This is a genomic window from Paraburkholderia sp. J11-2 (genome assembly GCF_905220185.1).
In the GTDB taxonomy this organism is placed as follows: domain Bacteria; phylum Pseudomonadota; class Gammaproteobacteria; order Burkholderiales; family Burkholderiaceae; genus Paraburkholderia.
Genome location: NZ_CAJMYY010000036.1, coordinates 1 through 15,498 on the forward strand (window position 1 = coordinate 1; position 15,498 = coordinate 15,498).

General features: G+C 67.1%; 13 protein-coding genes and 1 pseudogene. 6 read left to right on the plus strand and 8 right to left on the minus strand.

Annotated features, from left to right (window positions below):
* A partial coding sequence (locus tag U5A57_RS35410) for an SH3 domain-containing protein (protein WP_321916343.1) occupies window positions 1-783 on the minus strand: 783 nt, incomplete at its 3' end.
* A 271-nt stretch (window positions 784-1,054) separates the two neighbouring features.
* Here U5A57_RS35410 and U5A57_RS35415 point away from each other — a divergent pair.
* Window positions 1,055-2,377, plus strand: coding sequence for a TIGR00366 family protein (locus U5A57_RS35415; protein ID WP_321916345.1), 1,323 nt, complete (start codon window positions 1,055-1,057; stop codon window positions 2,375-2,377).
* A gap of 33 nt (window positions 2,378-2,410) precedes the next feature.
* Here U5A57_RS35415 and U5A57_RS35420 read toward each other — a convergent pair whose 3' ends face one another.
* Together U5A57_RS35420 and U5A57_RS35425 are read right to left on the minus strand one after the other, a co-directional pair.
* Window positions 2,411-2,776, minus strand: a complete 366-nt coding sequence (locus tag U5A57_RS35420) for a DUF488 domain-containing protein (RefSeq protein ID WP_321916455.1) — start codon at window positions 2,774-2,776, stop codon at window positions 2,411-2,413.
* 42 nt (window positions 2,777-2,818) lie between these two features.
* Window positions 2,819-3,400 (minus strand): annotated as a pseudogene (locus tag U5A57_RS35425) (uracil-DNA glycosylase family protein); the annotation flags it as partial.
* Between the two features lie 249 nt (window positions 3,401-3,649).
* Here U5A57_RS35425 and U5A57_RS35430 point away from each other — a divergent pair.
* From U5A57_RS35430 to dld, 5 genes are all read left to right on the plus strand, one after another.
* Window positions 3,650-4,708, plus strand: coding sequence for a patatin-like phospholipase family protein (locus tag U5A57_RS35430; protein WP_321916347.1), 1,059 nt, complete (start codon window positions 3,650-3,652; stop codon window positions 4,706-4,708).
* Window positions 4,705-6,195, plus strand: a complete 1,491-nt coding sequence (locus U5A57_RS35435; RefSeq protein ID WP_321916349.1) for a GntP family permease — start codon at window positions 4,705-4,707, stop codon at window positions 6,193-6,195. Before U5A57_RS35430 ends, U5A57_RS35435 begins: the two co-directional genes overlap by 4 nt.
* 91 nt (window positions 6,196-6,286) lie before the next feature.
* Entirely contained in the window at window positions 6,287-7,831 is a 1,545-nt protein-coding gene (gene hpnR / locus U5A57_RS35440; RefSeq protein WP_321916350.1) for a hopanoid C-3 methylase HpnR, read from the plus strand.
* Window positions 7,832-7,909: 78 nt separating this feature from the next.
* Window positions 7,910-8,809 carry a LysR family transcriptional regulator gene (locus tag U5A57_RS35445; RefSeq protein WP_321916352.1) on the plus strand — a complete coding sequence of 300 codons (900 nt, stop codon included), beginning with the start codon at window positions 7,910-7,912 and terminating at the stop codon, window positions 8,807-8,809.
* A gap of 125 nt (window positions 8,810-8,934) precedes the next feature.
* Window positions 8,935-10,677, plus strand: a complete 1,743-nt coding sequence (gene dld / locus U5A57_RS35450; protein WP_321916354.1) for a D-lactate dehydrogenase — start codon at window positions 8,935-8,937, stop codon at window positions 10,675-10,677.
* Between the two features lie 82 nt (window positions 10,678-10,759).
* On the opposite strand, the gene U5A57_RS35455 is transcribed toward dld, so the two are convergent.
* The 5 genes from U5A57_RS35455 to U5A57_RS35475 form a co-directional block, all read right to left on the minus strand.
* Window positions 10,760-11,527, minus strand: coding sequence for a DUF4410 domain-containing protein (locus U5A57_RS35455; protein WP_321916355.1), 768 nt, complete (start codon window positions 11,525-11,527; stop codon window positions 10,760-10,762).
* A gap of 188 nt (window positions 11,528-11,715) precedes the next feature.
* Window positions 11,716-13,113, minus strand: coding sequence for an ATP-binding protein (locus tag U5A57_RS35460; protein ID WP_321916356.1), 1,398 nt, complete (start codon window positions 13,111-13,113; stop codon window positions 11,716-11,718).
* Window positions 13,113-13,826, minus strand: a complete 714-nt coding sequence (locus U5A57_RS35465) for a response regulator (protein WP_321916358.1) — start codon at window positions 13,824-13,826, stop codon at window positions 13,113-13,115. The genes U5A57_RS35460 and U5A57_RS35465 overlap by 1 nt, the downstream gene beginning before the upstream one ends.
* Before the next feature lie 16 nt (window positions 13,827-13,842).
* Entirely contained in the window at window positions 13,843-14,166 is a 324-nt protein-coding gene (locus U5A57_RS35470) for an EF-hand domain-containing protein (RefSeq protein ID WP_321916360.1), read from the minus strand.
* Window positions 14,167-14,280: 114 nt separating this feature from the next.
* Window positions 14,281-15,285, minus strand: coding sequence for a hypothetical protein (locus U5A57_RS35475; RefSeq protein WP_321916362.1), 1,005 nt, complete (start codon window positions 15,283-15,285; stop codon window positions 14,281-14,283).
* Window positions 15,286-15,498: the final 213 nt, after the last annotated feature.

Here is a 15,498-nt window from a genome sequence, read left to right on the forward strand (position 1 = left end):
GCCACCGCCACCGCCGCCGCCGCCGCCGCCGCCGCCGCCGCCGCCAGGGCCGCCACCGCCGCCGCTGCCGCCCGGTCCACCACCGCCTCCGCTTGCGCCACCACCCGGCGGTCGATTATTTCCACCACCGGGTGGTCGCCCGCCGCCTTGTCCCGGCGGCCGTCCGCCGCCCTGGCCGGGTGGCCGGGCATTGCCTTGCCCCGGTGGCCGCGCGTTGTTATTGCCGGAGCCCGCGCCGGGTGGCCGGTTTCCCGGTCCTGCGTTGTTGTGGGGCGGACGATTCCCGCCGCCCTGGTTGGGCGGCCGGGCGCCGCCAGGCGGACGGCTACTCGGCGGACGCGGGCGCACGGGCGGCGGCGCTACGGGCCGCGGGCCCGGATGGCGCGCCCAGCGCGATTGATTCGAGTACCACGGACGGTCGCGGTAATGGGAGCCCCAGTACGCGCCGAGCGAGAACGTCACGATGGGAAGACCGATTCGCGGGCCATAGCTCATCACCGGCACGCGCTGCCCTTGCCATGGATAGCTGATGAAGGTGCCGTAGACCCAGCCGCGCAGGCCCGGAAAGCCGATATCGCACCAGCTGAAGCCGGCGACGCAGCCCCACACCGTCACGGCCACGCCACCCGGAATCTGGGCGACGATAGGAAAGTCGGCTGCGGGTCCTGCGTAGATATTGACGGTCTGATTCGTGAATGCCTGCGACTGGGCGTGCGCGGGCGGTGAAGCCACGAATATGCCGGCTAGCGCGGCGAGCACGACACCAAGAAACTGCTTGCGCATTCCTGCCTCCCGCTGGGTGGAGCCACCCGGACGTTTATTGAGATAGCGACGTTAACGGTAGCAGATAAGACTTTTAGGGCGCCTTTGAGCATGTAACGGCTTATTTCGTGCGGACGCACAATCACGGGCCAGGCAGGACGTCGGGCGCGCGTAGAGCGATTTGCCGGCGAGGCGCACGCATTGTGCCGCGCTGTGCAAAAATCGCGGCCTCGGTTCGCATCCAAGAAAACAGGCGGCCGATTCCGTATCAGCAGACGAGGAGCAGACCAACGTGATTCAGCGTATTTCCCATTTCTTTACCGGCGTGGTGCATCGGATCTTGCCGGACCCGCTCATCTTCGCCATTCTCCTCACCGTCGTGACCTTCGTGCTGGCGTTCGCGCTCACGCCGCAGCCGCCCGAAGCGCTCGTCATGATGTGGGGTTCGGGCTTCTGGAACCTGCTCGCGTTCGCGATGCAGATGGTCCTGATTCTCGTGACCGGCCACGCGCTCGCCAGCTCCGGCCCGGTCAAGCGCATGCTGGTTGCGCTGGCAAGTTGCGCGCGCACGCCGGGCCAGGGCGTGATGCTGGTTGCGTTCGTGGGCGCGATTGCCTGCGCGATCAACTGGGGCTTCGGCCTCGTGCTCGGCGCGATGTTCTCGCGCGAAGTGGCGCGGCGGGTGCGCGGCGCGGACTACCGGCTGCTCGTTGCCGCCGCGTACATGGGCTTTCTCACGTGGCACGGCGGCCTTTCCGGCTCGGTGCCGCTCGTGGCGGCCACAAAGGGCAACCCGATGGAAAAGGCCGTGGGCCTGATCCCGGTCTCGCAAACCATCTTCACGGGCTATAACGCGTTCATCACGCTCGGACTGATCGTGCTGCTGCCGATTCTCGTGCGTCTCATGATGCCGAAGCCCGAAGACGTCGTCTCGGTCGACCCCGCGCTGCTCGAAGATCCGCCGAGCGTCGAGCGCAAGCTCGGCCCGGACGCGACCTTCGCCGAGCGCATCGAGGAAAGCCGCGCGCTCTCGCTGCTGGTGGCGGCACTGTGTTTCGTGTTCCTCGGTATCCGCTTTCACACGAAAGGCTTCGCGCTCGACATCGACACGGTCAATCTCGTGTTCCTCGCGGCGGGTCTCGTGCTGCATAAAACGCCGATGGCCTACGCGCGTGCCGTGGCCGGCGCGGCGAGGGGCGCCTCGGGCATCATGATCCAGTTTCCGTTCTACGCGGGCATTCAGGCGCTGATGGACCACTCGGGTCTCGCGGGCGTCATCACGAAGTGGTTCGTCGATATCGCGAACGTGCATACGTTCCCGCTGCTCGTGTTTCTCAGCTCGGCGGTGATCAACTTCGCGGTGCCTTCGGGCGGCGGCCACTGGGTCGTGCAGGGGCCGTTCGTGATGCCGGCGGCGCAGGCGCTCGGCGCGGACCTCGGCAAGTCCGCGATGGCAATTGCCTATGGCGAGGCGTGGACCAACATGGCGCAGCCGTTCTGGGCGCTGCCCGCGCTCGCGATCGCAGGCCTTGGCGTGCGCGACATCATGGGTTACTGCGTGACCACGCTGCTGTTCTCGGGTGTGGTGTTCGTCGCGGGGATGTATCTCTTTTGAGCGTGACAAGGGCGGCGCCTGAGCGCCGCCCGCTTATTTGATCGCGTGCTTCGCCAGATAGTCGCGCAGCACGATTGCATGATTGCGCTGCGTGTCGTGAGAGCCGTAGAGCAGGGTGATGTGCCCCTTCCCGGCCGCTTCGGCGAGCGGATGCCAGGCTTCAGGATTGGCGTTCAGTTCGGCCAGATAGCGCTTCTTGAATTCGTCCCACTGGTCCGGGTCCTTGTGGAACCATTGGCGCAGTTCGGTGCTCGGCGCCGCCTCCTTCGCCCATTCCACATTCGCGAGTTTTTCCTTGCTCATGCCGCGCGGCCACAGCCGGTCCACCAGAAAGCAGTGGTGCCCGCCCTCGGGCAGCGGCTCGTAGACGCGCTGGATATCGATTGCCGGTTTCGTCATTGTCGGTTCTCCGGTTGCGGATGGAGGGCGGCTGCGCCCAGGCGCCAGCAACGCCTGCACGCGTGCTTGCAGCGCCGGCAGGACATCGTGTTCGAACCACGGGTGGCGCTTGAACCAAGCCTGATTGCGTGGCGACGGGTGCGGGAGCGGCACGAAATTGGGTGCGTAGTCGCGCCAGGCCGCCACGGTTTCAGTGAGCGAGCTGCGACGCTCGCTGCCCAGAAAATAGCGCTGGGCATACTGGCCGACAAGCAGCGTGAGCCGCACGCCGCGCAGCTGTTTGACGAGGCGCGCGTGCCATAGCGGGGCGCATTCCGGGCGCGGCGGGTTGTCCCCGCCGCTGCCGCGGCCGGGGTAGCAAAAGCCCATCGGCACGAGCGCGACCTGGGCGGCGTCGTAGAACGTTTCGCTGTCGATGCCGAGCCACGCGCGCAGGCGTTTGCCGCTCGCGTCGTCCCACGGCACGCCCGAGGCATGGACCTTCGCGCCGGGCGCCTGGCCAACGATCAGCAGGCTTGCCGTTTCGCTCGCCTGCAGCACGGGGCGCGGGCCGAGCGGCAGCGCGTCGGCGCAGGCATGGCAGGCGCGGATTTCGGCGAGCAGGGCGGGAAGCGGACCCGACAGCGAAAGCGGCCCATGAAGCGAATGGGCATTCGGCACGGCAAGGCTGGAAAGCGTGACAGAAGATCCAGTCTACCAAACGCCCCCGCGACGCGCCGGCGCGCCCTGCACGATTCGAGCCCGCGCAAAGCGCGCCTGAAACGCGTGCCTGAAACCCGCTTCTGAAACCTCATTGCGCGCTGCGTCATTCTCGCGCGGCCATTTGAACTTTTCCTGTAATCTCGCCCGTGGTCGATCTGGAACGGAGCCGCAATGCCCGCCGAAGCCGAGACGTCAACCCGCACGACCCGCGCCGAGCCCTTGCTCGTCGATCTCGCACTGCAAGGCGGCGGCTCCCATGGCGCTTACACATGGGGCGTGCTCGACCGCCTGCTCGAGGAGCCGTGGTTGCAGATCGAAGGGATTTCGGGCACCTCGGCGGGCGCGATGAACGCCGCCGTGCTCGCGAGCGGCCATGCGCGCGGGGGCGCGGCCGGCGCGCGCGAGGCGCTCGAGCGCTTCTGGCGCCGCGTGTCCGACGCCGCGCGCTTCAGCCCGTTCCGGCGCGGCCCCGTCGACATCCTGCTCGGCCGCTGGACGCTCGATCATTCGCCCATGTTCGTCGCGCTCGACATGATGGCGCGCGTCGTCTCCCCGTACGATCTGAATCCGGGGAGCGTGAACCCTTTGCGCACGATCCTTGCCGACACCATCGACTTCGAGGCATTGCGCCAGTCGCGCATCAAGCTCTTCGTCACGGCCACGCGCGTGTCCAACGGTCAGGCGCGCGTGTTCCGCAATGCCGACGTCACGCCCGACGCGCTGCTCGCCTCGGCTTGCCTGCCTACGCTCTTCCAGGCCGTCGAGATCGACGGCGAAGCTTACTGGGACGGCGGTTACGCGGGCAATCCCACCATGACGCCGCTGATCCGCGAAACCGATTCGATCGACACGATCCTCGTGCAGGTGAACCCCGTGGAGCGCGCGGGCACGCCGCGCTCGGCGCGCGACATCATCAACCGCGTGAACGAGATCGCGTTCAATTCGCCGCTAATCAAGGAGCTGCGCATGATGGCGCTGCTGCACAAGGTTGCCGATGCGGGCAGCGAGGAGGGCCGCCGTTGGGCGCATATGCGCCTGCATCGCGTGCATAGCGCGAAGCTCGTCACGCTGGGCTCGTCGTCGAAACTGAACGCCGAGTGGTCGTTCATCACGATGCTGCGCGACGAAGGCCGCCGCACCGCCGACGAATTCCTCGCGCAGCACGGCGCGCAGCTCGGCGAGGCGTCGACGTTCGATTTCGAGGCGCTGCTCGAAGGGGTGCTGCAATGAGCGCGGGCACGCTGGTTATCGGCCTCGCGGGCATGCTCGCGAGCCTCTCGCTGCTGATCTGGCTCGCATATCGAGGCTGGAGCGTGCTGCTGCTCGCGCCGCTGTGCGCCATGCTGGCCGCGCTCATTTCGGGCGAGCCGGTGCTCGCGCATTGGACGCAAACATTCATGGCGAGCACGGGCCGCTTTCTCGCCCAGTTCTTTCCGCTTTTCCTGCTCGGCTCGCTGTTCGGCAAGCTGATGGAGGACAGCGGCTCGGTGGACGCCGTGGCGCGCCTCATGATCGACAAACTCGGCACGCGTCACGCGCTCGTGGCCGTGGTGCTGGGCGGCGCGCTCGTCACCTATGGCGGCGTGAGCCTCTTCGTTGCGTTCTTCGTGCTCGCGCCAATGGCGCAGGCGCTCTTTCGCTCCGCCGATATCCCGCGCCGCCTGATGCCCGCCGCGATCATGCTCGGCACGGCGACCTTCACGATGTCGGCGCTGCCCGGCACGCCCGCGCTGCAAAACGCCATTCCCATGCCGTTTTTCGGCACGACGCCGTTTGCCGCGCCGGGGCTTGGCGTGATCGCGAGTGTCGTGATGGCGGCCTTCGGCCTCTGGTGGCTCGGGCGCGCGGCGGCGGCGGCGCGGCGCAACGGCGAAGGTTTCGTCGAGCCCGACAACGGCGGCGCCGATGACGAAGAACGCGGCAAGTCCTCGCTCGTGCGTGAGCGCGCGAGCCTCGCGCAAGCCTTCGACCCCGCCGAGATCGGCAATGGCGCAGCGGCACCGGGCCATGCCGGGCCGCCGTCGCCGTTCGCCGCGCTCGCGCCGCTCGTGGTCGTCGTGGCGATGAACTTCGTGATGAACGTCGTGGTGTTCCCGCGCATCGACGCGTCTTATCTCGCCGAACCGCGCTGGGGCTCGACCACGCTTTCGGCGGTGGCGGGGGTATGGGGCGTGTGCGTTGCGCTCACGCTCGGCATTATCGTGCTGGTGGCGTTGAATCGCGGGCGGCTCGCCGCGCTGCGCGAAAGCGTCGACGCGGGCGCCAACGCCTCGGTGCTGCCGGTGCTGAGCGTGGGCAGTCTCGTGGGCTACGGCGCCGTGATTGCCGCCTTGCCGGCGTTCGAGGCCGTGCGCGACTGGGTGCTCGGCATCGGCGGCGGCCCGCTCGTTTCGCTCGCCGTAGCCACGAACCTGCTCGCCGGGCTCACGGGCTCGGCTTCGGGCGGCTTGACCATCGCGCTCGACGCGCTCGGCGGCACCTACATGCAACTCGCCGCGCAGCACGGTATCGATCCCGCTTTGCTGCATCGCGTTGCCGTGATGTCGTCGGGCACGCTCGACAGCCTGCCGCACAACGGCGCCGTGGTCACACTGCTGGCCGTGTGCGGTTCGACGCATCGCGAAAGCTACCGCGACCTCGTGGTGGTGAGCATCGTCGGCGCGATCATTGCGCTCGCTGTGGTGATCGTGCTCGGCTCGCTGTTCGGCAGTTTCTGAGCGTTGTTCCTGCGGGCGACACGCCGCGCGGCAGCGATCCGCCAACGCGCGTAGACTCTCGCGAAGCAGCGGTCCTTCGCAAGGAGGCTTCATGAAATTGCTTGCGGTCCACCCGAGCGGACTGATGTACACGCGCGTGTTCCTGCGGCTCGAGCCGCTGGGCCTCGAATCCGTGGCCGGCACGGCGCGCGACGCGGGCCACGATGTGCGGCTTCTCGATCTGCAGGTTCAGACGCACCGCGACCTCATGCGCATGGTGCGCGACTGGCGGCCCGAGGCGCTGTGCTTCTCGGGCAACTATCTCGCCAACATTCCCGAGATCATCGACCTGTCGAAGGCCGTGAAAGCCGCGCTGCCCTCGTGTTTCGTGTTCGTGGGCGGGCACAGTGTGTCGTTCACTGCGCCCGATCTGCTGCGCCATGCCGAAGGCGCGATCGACTGCGTGCTGCGCGGCGAGGGCGAAGCTTCGGTCAACGAACTGCTCGAAGCGGTGACGCACGGCACCGATCTGCTCGCCGTGCCCGGTGTCTTGACGAGCCACGGGTCGGGACCGCCGCCACGTTTCGTCGAGAATCTCGATCCTGTGCGGCCCGCGCGCGACCTGCTGCGCCATCGCCGCAAGTACTTCATCGGCACGCTCGATCCTTGTGCCTCCATTGAATTCGCACGTGGCTGCCCATGGGACTGCACGTTCTGCAGCGCGTGGACGTTCTATGGACGCAGCTATCGCACGCGCAGCCCCGAAGTCGTCGTGGACGAACTGGCCGCGCTGCGCGAACCGGGCGTGTTCATCGTCGACGACGTGGCGTTCGTGCATGCCGAACACGGCATGGCGATCGGCGAGGCGATCAAGCGGCGCGGCATCAAGAAGCGCTACTACCTGGAAACGCGCGGCGACGTGCTTCTACGCAACAAGGACGTGTTCCGCCTGTGGGAGTCCATTGGGCTGAAGTACATGTTCCTCGGTCTGGAGGCGATCGACGAGGAGGGGCTCAAGGCGTTTCGCAAGCGGATCAGCCTCGACCGGAACTTCGAGGCGCTCGAGTTCGCGCGTTCGCTCGGGATTACCGTCGCGATCAACCTGATTGCCGATCCGGACTGGGACCGAGAACGCTTCGAGACGATCCGTCAGTGGTGCCTGGACATTCCCGAGATCGTCAATATCAGCGTGAATACGCCGTATCCGGGCACGGAGAACTGGCAACGCGAAGCACGGCGCCTCACGAGCCTCGATTACCGGCTCTACGACATCCAGCACGCCGTGGTGCCGACGAAGCTGCCGCTGCCCGAGTTCTACGCGGAACTCGTGAAAACGCAGCAGGTGCTCAATCGCAAGCACATGGGCTGGACCGCGCTGCGCGGCGCGGCCGGGCAGGCCACGCACCTGCTGTTGCGCGGCCAGACCAATTTCGTGCGCATGCTGTGGCGCTTCAACTCGGTGTTCGATCCGCGCCTGCAAATGGCCGATCATGCGCGGGAGGTCCGCTACGAGATGACGCCGCCGCCTGGCATGACTGGCGCGCCGCAGGCCGACATGAAGACCGTCTACATTCATGGGCCCGCCGGCCGCAAGGGCCGCAAGATCGACGATGCCACGGAGAAGTTTGTCGACGAGACGCGCATGGGGCTTGGGTGAGATCTGGGTGTGCGCGCCGTCTTGATGCATACCGGTAGCCGGTTCACAATCCACCGGTTGCATCAAGACGAAAAAGATATGGAATTCCGGCAACTACGCTACTTTCTCGCCGTCGCGGAGCATCTGCATTTCAGTGAGGCTGCCGCCTCTCTCGGCATTGCGCAGCCGCCGCTCAGCCAGCAGATCCTCAAGCTCGAAAAGGAAATCGGCACGCGGCTCTTTATCCGCCACTCCCGGCGCGTGGAGTTGACCGAGGCCGGGCGGCTCTTTCGCGAGCGCGCGCAACGCATTGTCGACGACGCCGATCTGGCGCTCGCGGAGGCGCAAAACGCGGGGCGTGGCGAGTCTGGGAGGCTCGTGCTCGGCTTCGCGGGTTCCACGGTGTTTCATCCGCTCGTCGCGACCGTGCTGCAACGCTTTCGCAGCGCGTATCCGGGTGTCGCGATCGGGTGCGAGGAGAGCAATAGCTCGGTGCTGCTGGAGCGCGTGAGCGAGGCGAAGGTCGATGCCGCGTTCGTGCGCCTGCCGCTCGATTGCCGCGGCCTCGCCACCCAGGCGCTCGTGGAAGAGGACGTGCTCGCCGTGCTGCCGCCGCGCCATCGTCTCGCACGCCGCCGCAGCCTCGACCTCGGCGACCTGGCGGGTGACCCGCTCATTCTGTTTCCACGCCCGATCGGCCCCGATCTCTACGACTCGATCATCAGCGCGTGCCACGCAGCGGGCTTCAATCCGGTGATCAGCATGGAGTCGCCGCAGATTTCCTCGACGGTCAACATGGCGGCAGCGGGCTTCGGCGTCACGCTCATTCCTGCTTCGATGCGCCAGATCCAGGCCAAAGGCGTGACGTATCACGATCTCAAGGGCGGCACGCTGCACACGACCATCGCACTCGTGCACCGTCCGCGCGAAACGGCGCCCACGGTGCAGAACTTCGTGCGCATCGTGCGCGATGCGCCGCGGCATGTGCCGCAGGGCTGATCCTGCCTGGCACCGAAGACGATCGATATCTTTTTCGTCTTGATCGAGCGTGGTTGCGATATTGGACGCCGTGGGTCGCGGGTTTTATCCTTGCGCGATCATCGTTCTCTGCAGGAGCCGTTCGCATGTCCACCACGAACCGGAGCGCGGGGCGCGGGCCGCTTGTCGCGTCGTTGCGCGCCGTCGTCGGCCGCCAGCACGTACTGACCGGCGACGAAGCCACGCGGCGTTACCGCAAGGGCTTTCGCTTCGGCGAGGGGAGCGTGGCGGCGGTCGTGCGGCCCGGCACGCTCGTCGAACAGTGGCGGGTGCTGGAGGCGTGCGTGGCCGCGAATGCAATCGTCATCTCGCAGGCTTCGAATACGGGCCTCACGGGCGGCTCCACGCCCGACGGCGACGACTACGACCGCGAGGTCGTGATCGTGAGCATGACGCGCATGCGCAAGGTCTATGTGATCGACGGCGGCAAGCAGGTGGTCTGTCTGCCGGGCTCGACGCTCGATCAGCTGGAGCAGACGCTCAAGCCGCTCGGGCGCGAGCCGCATTCGGTCATTGGCTCCTCATGCCTGGGCGCTTCGGTCGTCGGCGGTGTGTGCAACAACTCGGGTGGCTCGCTCGTGCGGCGCGGCCCGGCCTATACGGAAATGACCGTGTTCGCGCGGGTGGACGCGGCAGGGCGTCTCGCGCTCGTGAATCATCTCGGCATCCGGCTTGGCGAAACACCGGAAGACGTGCTCGGCCGCCTCGATCGCGGCGAGCTGCCCGAAGCCGATATCCTGCACGACGCGGGCGCGGCTTCCGACCACGATTACGCGGATCACGTGCGCGACATCGACGCTCACACGCCCGCGCGTTATAACGCCGACCCGCTGCGACTGCACGAAGCGGCGGGGTCGGCTGGCAAGGTGATGGTGTTCGCGGTGCGGCTCGACACGTTTCCCATGGAGCGGGGCGCGAAAGTGTTCTACATCGGCACGAATGAAACGGCCGAACTGACCGACCTGCGCCGCGACATACTCGGCAAGTTCTCGAAGCTGCCTGTCGCGGGCGAATACCTGCATCGAGACGCTTTCGATATTGCCGAACGCTACGGCAAGGACATGTTTCTCCTGATCCAGCATCTCGGCACGCGGCGCCTGCCCGCGCTGTTTGCGTTCAAGAGCCGCTGCGACGCGTTTTTCGAACGGCTGCCGTTCTTGCCTGCGCATTTCACCGACCGCGTGGCGCAGGCGGTGAGCCAGTGCTTTCCAGCCCATCTGCCCGCACGGCTCAAGGACTACCGGCAGCGCTACGAGCATCATTTGATGCTCAAGGTATCGGCCGATATGGTGGACGAAACGCGTGCTTACCTGAGCACGTTTTTCGGCACGGCGAGCGGCGATTATTTCGAGTGTACCGATGAAGAGGGCAGCAAGGCGTTTCTCCATCGCTTCGCGGCGGCGGGCGCGGCGGTGCGCTATCGCGCGGTGCATGCCGACGAAGTGGAGGACATCGTCGCGCTCGATATCGCGCTTCGGCGCAACGATCGCGACTGGTTCGAGCATTTGCCCGAGGCGGTGGAAAAGCCCATCGCGATCAAGCTGTATTACGGGCATTTCTTTTGCCATGTGTTTCATCAGGACTACATCGTTCGCAAGGGCAATGATTGCCTCGCGCTCGAACACGAGATGTGGAAGCTGCTCGACGCGCGTGGCGCCGAATATCCCGCCGAACACAATGTGGGCCATCTCTACGATGCGAAGCCTGCGCTGAAGTCGTTCTACGAAACGCTCGATCCGTGCAACTGCTTCAATCCGGGTATCGGACACACGTCGAAGTTCGCGCATTATCGAGAGCCGCAGGCACAGGGCGAGCCGCTCGCGCAGTAAGCAAAAAACGGCGGCGGTATCGAACCGCCGCCTTAAAGGGCGTGAGCCCTCGCGCTACGTTGCTCTGCGCGCTTCCCCCGTATCAGCTCTTCGTCGTCGTTGCCATCCAGCCGTTCTGCGTGCTGATCTGTGTGACTGCTTTCGCGATCGAGCGGGCCAGCTTGCCGGCATCCGACGAGAGCGTGTCGCGCTTCGCCTCCGATGCGCCGTGCAGGCCGCCGCCCACCACCGCCGCCGTCGCGACGTGGCCCGCCGCCGCGCCCACGCCCGCCGTTTCGGCCATGCCGGGCATATAACCGCTATTCGCCGTCGTCTGGAAGCTCAGGAGCGGCTGCGGCTCGCCGCCGTTGGCCGGCTGGAACAGTACCGCAATCGTCGCGCCCACTTCGCTCTTGCCCGCGCCGAGACCGATCAGCATGCGGCGGCGGCGGCTGCCCGCGTCCATCGTGTCGATGCGGCCTTGCACGATCAGCGCGTTGCGGCCGGCGGGTGCGGGGCCGTCCATGCGCACGGCGGGCAGGCCCATTTTCTGGAGTTCGCTCACGAGTTGATCGGCGAGATGCTCGCGCGTTTGCAGCGCGGCCTGCTGTTGCTGCTGCGCCGACGACTCGCCGCTCGCCATCGTCTTGAGCTTGTGCAGCATGCCGGTGTTGTCCAGTTGCACCTGGTCCGCGGCGGCGTCGAACGTGTAGACGTAGACGACGTCGGCGTGCAGTTGCGGGAGCGGCCCGTTCGTTTGCACGACAGGCGCCGCCGATGCGCAGCCGCTAGCGAACAGCGAACCCGCGAGGAACGTGGCGCCCACGATGCGCTTGGCCTTGTTGACGAGAAAGTTGATGAGCGATTGCATGTCGATGTCCTTTGCGTGAAAGCGTGTCTCGTGTCTGCCGATACTCGCAAATCATTCAGGATGGCGAACTATCGACCTTGGTGCTTCGGCGTCTGGGCTCCGGTTTGCTTCGTTCCGTTGCTCAGGCTCAGGCGCAAGTATGGGGGGAAGGGCGCGCGAAATCCACGCGCAAATTATGTCGAGTCATGTCATGCGCGCGTGGCGTGCGGCGCGCCGTTCTGCCCCGCTGAGGGACGGTTCAGCGGCAGGCGCACGACGGCTTCGAGGCCGCCGCCTTCGCGGTCGCGGAAGGTGAGCGAACCGCCGTGCAGCCGTGCGATCCGCTCGACGATGGCAAGGCCCAGGCCCGAGCCGCCCGAGTGCGTGCGGGCGTTCGCGCCGCGGCTGAAGGGGGATTTGAGGCGCTCCAGCTCTTCGGCGCGGATGCCGTTGCCGCGATCGGCAACGATCACGCAGGCGGCGTCGCCGTCGCGCCAGGTGCGAATCGTCAGACCTGTGCGCCCATAGTTCACGGCGTTTTGCATGAGATTCATCAGCAGACGCATAACGGCGATGGGCCGAAACGCGAACACCGGCAGTTCGCCTTCGTCGAAATCGAACTCATGGCCGAGCCCGGCGAAGTCGGCAACGAGCTGCCCGGCGAGCGCATTGAGGTCGCCCGGCTGCGGCGCTTCGCGCTCGCCGCTGCCCGCGTAGTCCATGAACTGCTGGAGGATCGTGTCGATCTGGTCCAGATAGCTCTCGGACGAGGCCACGAGCGCGTCGTTGCTGCCACGCGGCAGTGCCATCGCAATCGCGAGGCGCAGTTTCGTGAGCGGCGTGCGGATGTCGTGCGACACGCCGGCCAGCATCAGCGCGCGCGTGGCCTCGGCCTGCTTCAGCGCTTCGGTCATCTGGTTGAAGGCGCGGCTGACTTGGGCGATTTCGGTGGGGCCGTTGGTCGGCAGCGGCGGAGGCGTTTCGCCGGCGCTCACGCGCCGCGCCGCGCGCGCGAGCTTGCGCAGCGGCTGGTTGATGTGGCGCTGCAACAGATAGCCCGTGAGCACCGCGAGCAGCGCGAGCGCGGCGGAGAGGACCAGCGCCGTGGTAATGCCGCTCGCGCGCGCGTCTGCCGTCATGGGAAGCGCGACCCATACCGGCTCGCCCGCCGCGTGAAGGCGGATCCACAGCCGTTCCTGCGCGCCTTTGCCATCCGCCGCGGGTTCGGCGTCGTCGTCGCTCGCCTCCCAGCGCACCAGCAGGTCGGGCGGCAGATGCCGTTGCAGCGCTTCGACGAACACATCGCGCTGCCAGGTGCGGAAAAAGTCGACGAGACTCGGGTGCGTTTCAGCGGGCGCCTGCGGCGGCGCCGTATTGCGTGTCTCGAGCCGAGCGGCCGCCGCGCGCCCCTCAGCGGGCGGCATGGCGGCGAGCGTGGTATCGAGCAGCTTCACGTAATCGGCGAAGATGATCGACGCGCGCTCGATGCGCGGGCGCTGCACGAAGTGCAGAAGCACGGCGAGCGAGCAGACTTGCGACAGCGCGACGAGCGCCACCAGCAGCGCGATGTTGCGCGAGAGGAGGGAGCGCGGCAGCCGCAAGCGCATTACGATTCGACGCCGGCCACCAGCATGTAGCCGATGCCCCAGACGGTCTTGATGAAGCGCGGCTTGGCGGGATCGTCCTCGACGATCTGGCGCAGGCGCAGGATCTGCACGTCCACGCTGCGGTCGAGCGCGTTGTGGTCGCGCCCGCGTGCGCGCGCGAGCAGTATCTCGCGGCTCACGGCGCGGTTCGGCGACGAGCCGAGCGCGTGAAGCAGCAACATTTGCGCGGAATGGACTTCGACTGGCGCGCCGCCGCGGTAGAGCGTTTGTTTGCCAACGTCGAACTGAAAGTCGCCGAAGCGCAGCATCTGCGAGGTGACCGTGGGCTCGCCTGCGGCCATCTTCTGGCGGCGCAGCAGGGCGCGAATGCGCGCGACCAGTTCGTCGGGAAGGAAGGGCTTCGCGAGGTAGTCGTCGGCGCCCGTTTCCAGGCCGATTACCTTGTCGGCGGCGTCGCCCTTTGCCGTGAGCATGAGGATCGGTAACGTCTGACCTTCGGCGCGCAGGCGGCGGCAGACCGTGAGGCCGTCTTCTGGCTCCATCATGAGATCGAGCACGAGCAGGTCATAGGGCTCGCGCTGGAGCAGGCGGTCGAGGCGCTTGCCGTCGGCAACGGCGCGCACCTCGAAACCCTGGCTCGTGAGAAAGCGCTGCAGCATGTTGCGCAGTTCGGCCTCGTCGTCGAGCACGATGATCCTGTTTGCCTGCTCCATCTGACGCCTCCGGCGTTCATCGGGCTGCTGCGCGCGCTCGCATGAAGTCCTCGATCTGCGCGAGGGTGACGAAGCCGGCCTTTTGCGCGTCGATTTCGTCGAAGTGCTGCGCGACCATCGGCATGCCCGCCTGCGCTTGTTCGCGCGTGAGCTTGCCGTCGTGCGTCGTGTTCGCGGCGGCAAAGCGCCCTTGCAACTGCGCCATCATGCGTTCGACTCGCGCGCTGTTTGCCGCACTGGTCGGCGCGCCTGTACCGCCTGGCAAGGCCTGAGCCGATGCCGGCACGCAAACCGCTGCTGAAACGATACACAAAACGAGGGCAGCGATCATCTTCTTCATGGTGTTCTCCGTGAGGTGGCCGACGTAGCTTGCCGGCCGGTTGATAAAGCGAATGAAACCGGTGAAACGAGCAGCGGCTGCCGGTCAAGCGAGCGCGCAGCCGCCCGTGGCGATTCAGGCCCAGTGGCCGGGAATCCACACGCGGCCGACCCAGTGGCCAGGAATCCACACGGCGGGGCGCGGCGCGATGTACACGGCGCGCGGCAGCGGCTGGCCCACGTAGACGACCTTCGGTGCCGGCGGGGCCACATAGACGACCTTCGGAGCGGGCGGCGCGACATAGACGGGTTTCGGTGCGGGCGGCGCGACATAAACCGTCTGCGGCGCAGGTGCCGGCGCGGGTGCGACAACCACCGTCTTGGGCGCGGGCGGCGGCGGAGCGACGTACACCGTGGTGCTGGGCGGCGGCGGCGTCACGACCACCGGCACGGGGGCGGGAGCCGGGGCGCCCACGACGGCGACCGTCGTGCCGGTTGTCGCGACCGTGCCATGCACCACCGTCGTGCCGCTCGTGGTCACCGTGCCGCCGTGAACGACGGTCGTGCCGCCGCCCGTCGTGACGACGCCGGTGCCGACGCCCGTGGCGCTGCCCGAGTGATAGACGCTGCCGCCCTGCGTGCCCGTTACAGTGCCCGAGCGATTGCACGTGCTGCCCGCGCAGGAGGTGGACGCCGTGTGCCCGTAGGTGTTGCCGTTGCCGGTCGTCACCGTGCCCGTCGACGAGTACTGGCCCGGCGCTGTGCGCGTCACGCTGCCCGAGGTGTTCGCGCTGCGGCCGTCCGAGCCGTCGAGCGAGCCGGTGTGCGAGCAGGTGCCGCTCGCGCAGCTCGTATCGCCCGAATGCTGGACCGAGCGGCCGTTCGGACCGTAGGCCGTGCCGCTGTTGCTGAACTGGCCGGGCGCGGTGCGGGTTACGGAGCCGCTGTTGGTGGCGACGCCGCCCCAGGGACCGGCCACGCCGCCCGCATGCGAGCAGGTGCCGCCGCCGCAGGACCCGTAGTGCGCGCCGTTGTACGTGCCGTGGGGCGTGTACGCCGTGCCGTGGCCGGACCAGCCGGCGAAAGCGGGGGCGCTGGCGAAGCCGATGATTGCGGCGACGACGAGAGGGAGCGTTTTCATCAGAGGTCCTTGCGGTTCGTTTCGTAGGGCACGCTGTGGCGTGTCAGCGGAACGAACTATAGGGCTGCGCTCTTTTGAAGTCGCGTCATAAACCATGTCGCGGTGTTACACGTCGCGAGGCTCTCGCCGGCGTCATCCCGCGCACGCGGGGCGGCGGGCGTGCCGGCGGGTTTCGCGCGCCGCGCGCGTGACATATCCCGACATACTTTGCGC

Excerpts from the sequence above, each read along its gene's own strand:
- U5A57_RS35455 (WP_321916355.1), bottom strand. The coding sequence starts at position 11,527 with ATGCAATCGCTCATCAACTTTCTCGTCAACAAGGCCAAGCGCATCGTG.
- U5A57_RS35465 (WP_321916358.1), bottom strand. The coding sequence starts at position 13,826 with ATGGAGCAGGCAAACAGGATCATCGTGCTCGACGACGAGGCCGAACTG.
- dld (WP_321916354.1), top strand. The coding sequence starts at position 8,935 with ATGTCCACCACGAACCGGAGCGCGGGGCGCGGGCCGCTTGTCGCGTCG.
- U5A57_RS35445 (WP_321916352.1), top strand. The coding sequence starts at position 7,910 with ATGGAATTCCGGCAACTACGCTACTTTCTCGCCGTCGCGGAGCATCTG.
- U5A57_RS35460 (WP_321916356.1), bottom strand. The coding sequence starts at position 13,113 with ATGCGCTTGCGGCTGCCGCGCTCCCTCCTCTCGCGCAACATCGCGCTG.
- U5A57_RS35430 (WP_321916347.1), top strand. The coding sequence starts at position 3,650 with ATGCCCGCCGAAGCCGAGACGTCAACCCGCACGACCCGCGCCGAGCCC.
- U5A57_RS35420 (WP_321916455.1), bottom strand. The coding sequence starts at position 2,776 with ATGACGAAACCGGCAATCGATATCCAGCGCGTCTACGAGCCGCTGCCC.
- U5A57_RS35435 (WP_321916349.1), top strand. The coding sequence starts at position 4,705 with ATGAGCGCGGGCACGCTGGTTATCGGCCTCGCGGGCATGCTCGCGAGC.
- U5A57_RS35470 (WP_321916360.1), bottom strand. The coding sequence starts at position 14,166 with ATGAAGAAGATGATCGCTGCCCTCGTTTTGTGTATCGTTTCAGCAGCG.
- hpnR (WP_321916350.1), top strand. The coding sequence starts at position 6,287 with ATGAAATTGCTTGCGGTCCACCCGAGCGGACTGATGTACACGCGCGTG.
- U5A57_RS35475 (WP_321916362.1), bottom strand. The coding sequence starts at position 15,285 with ATGAAAACGCTCCCTCTCGTCGTCGCCGCAATCATCGGCTTCGCCAGC.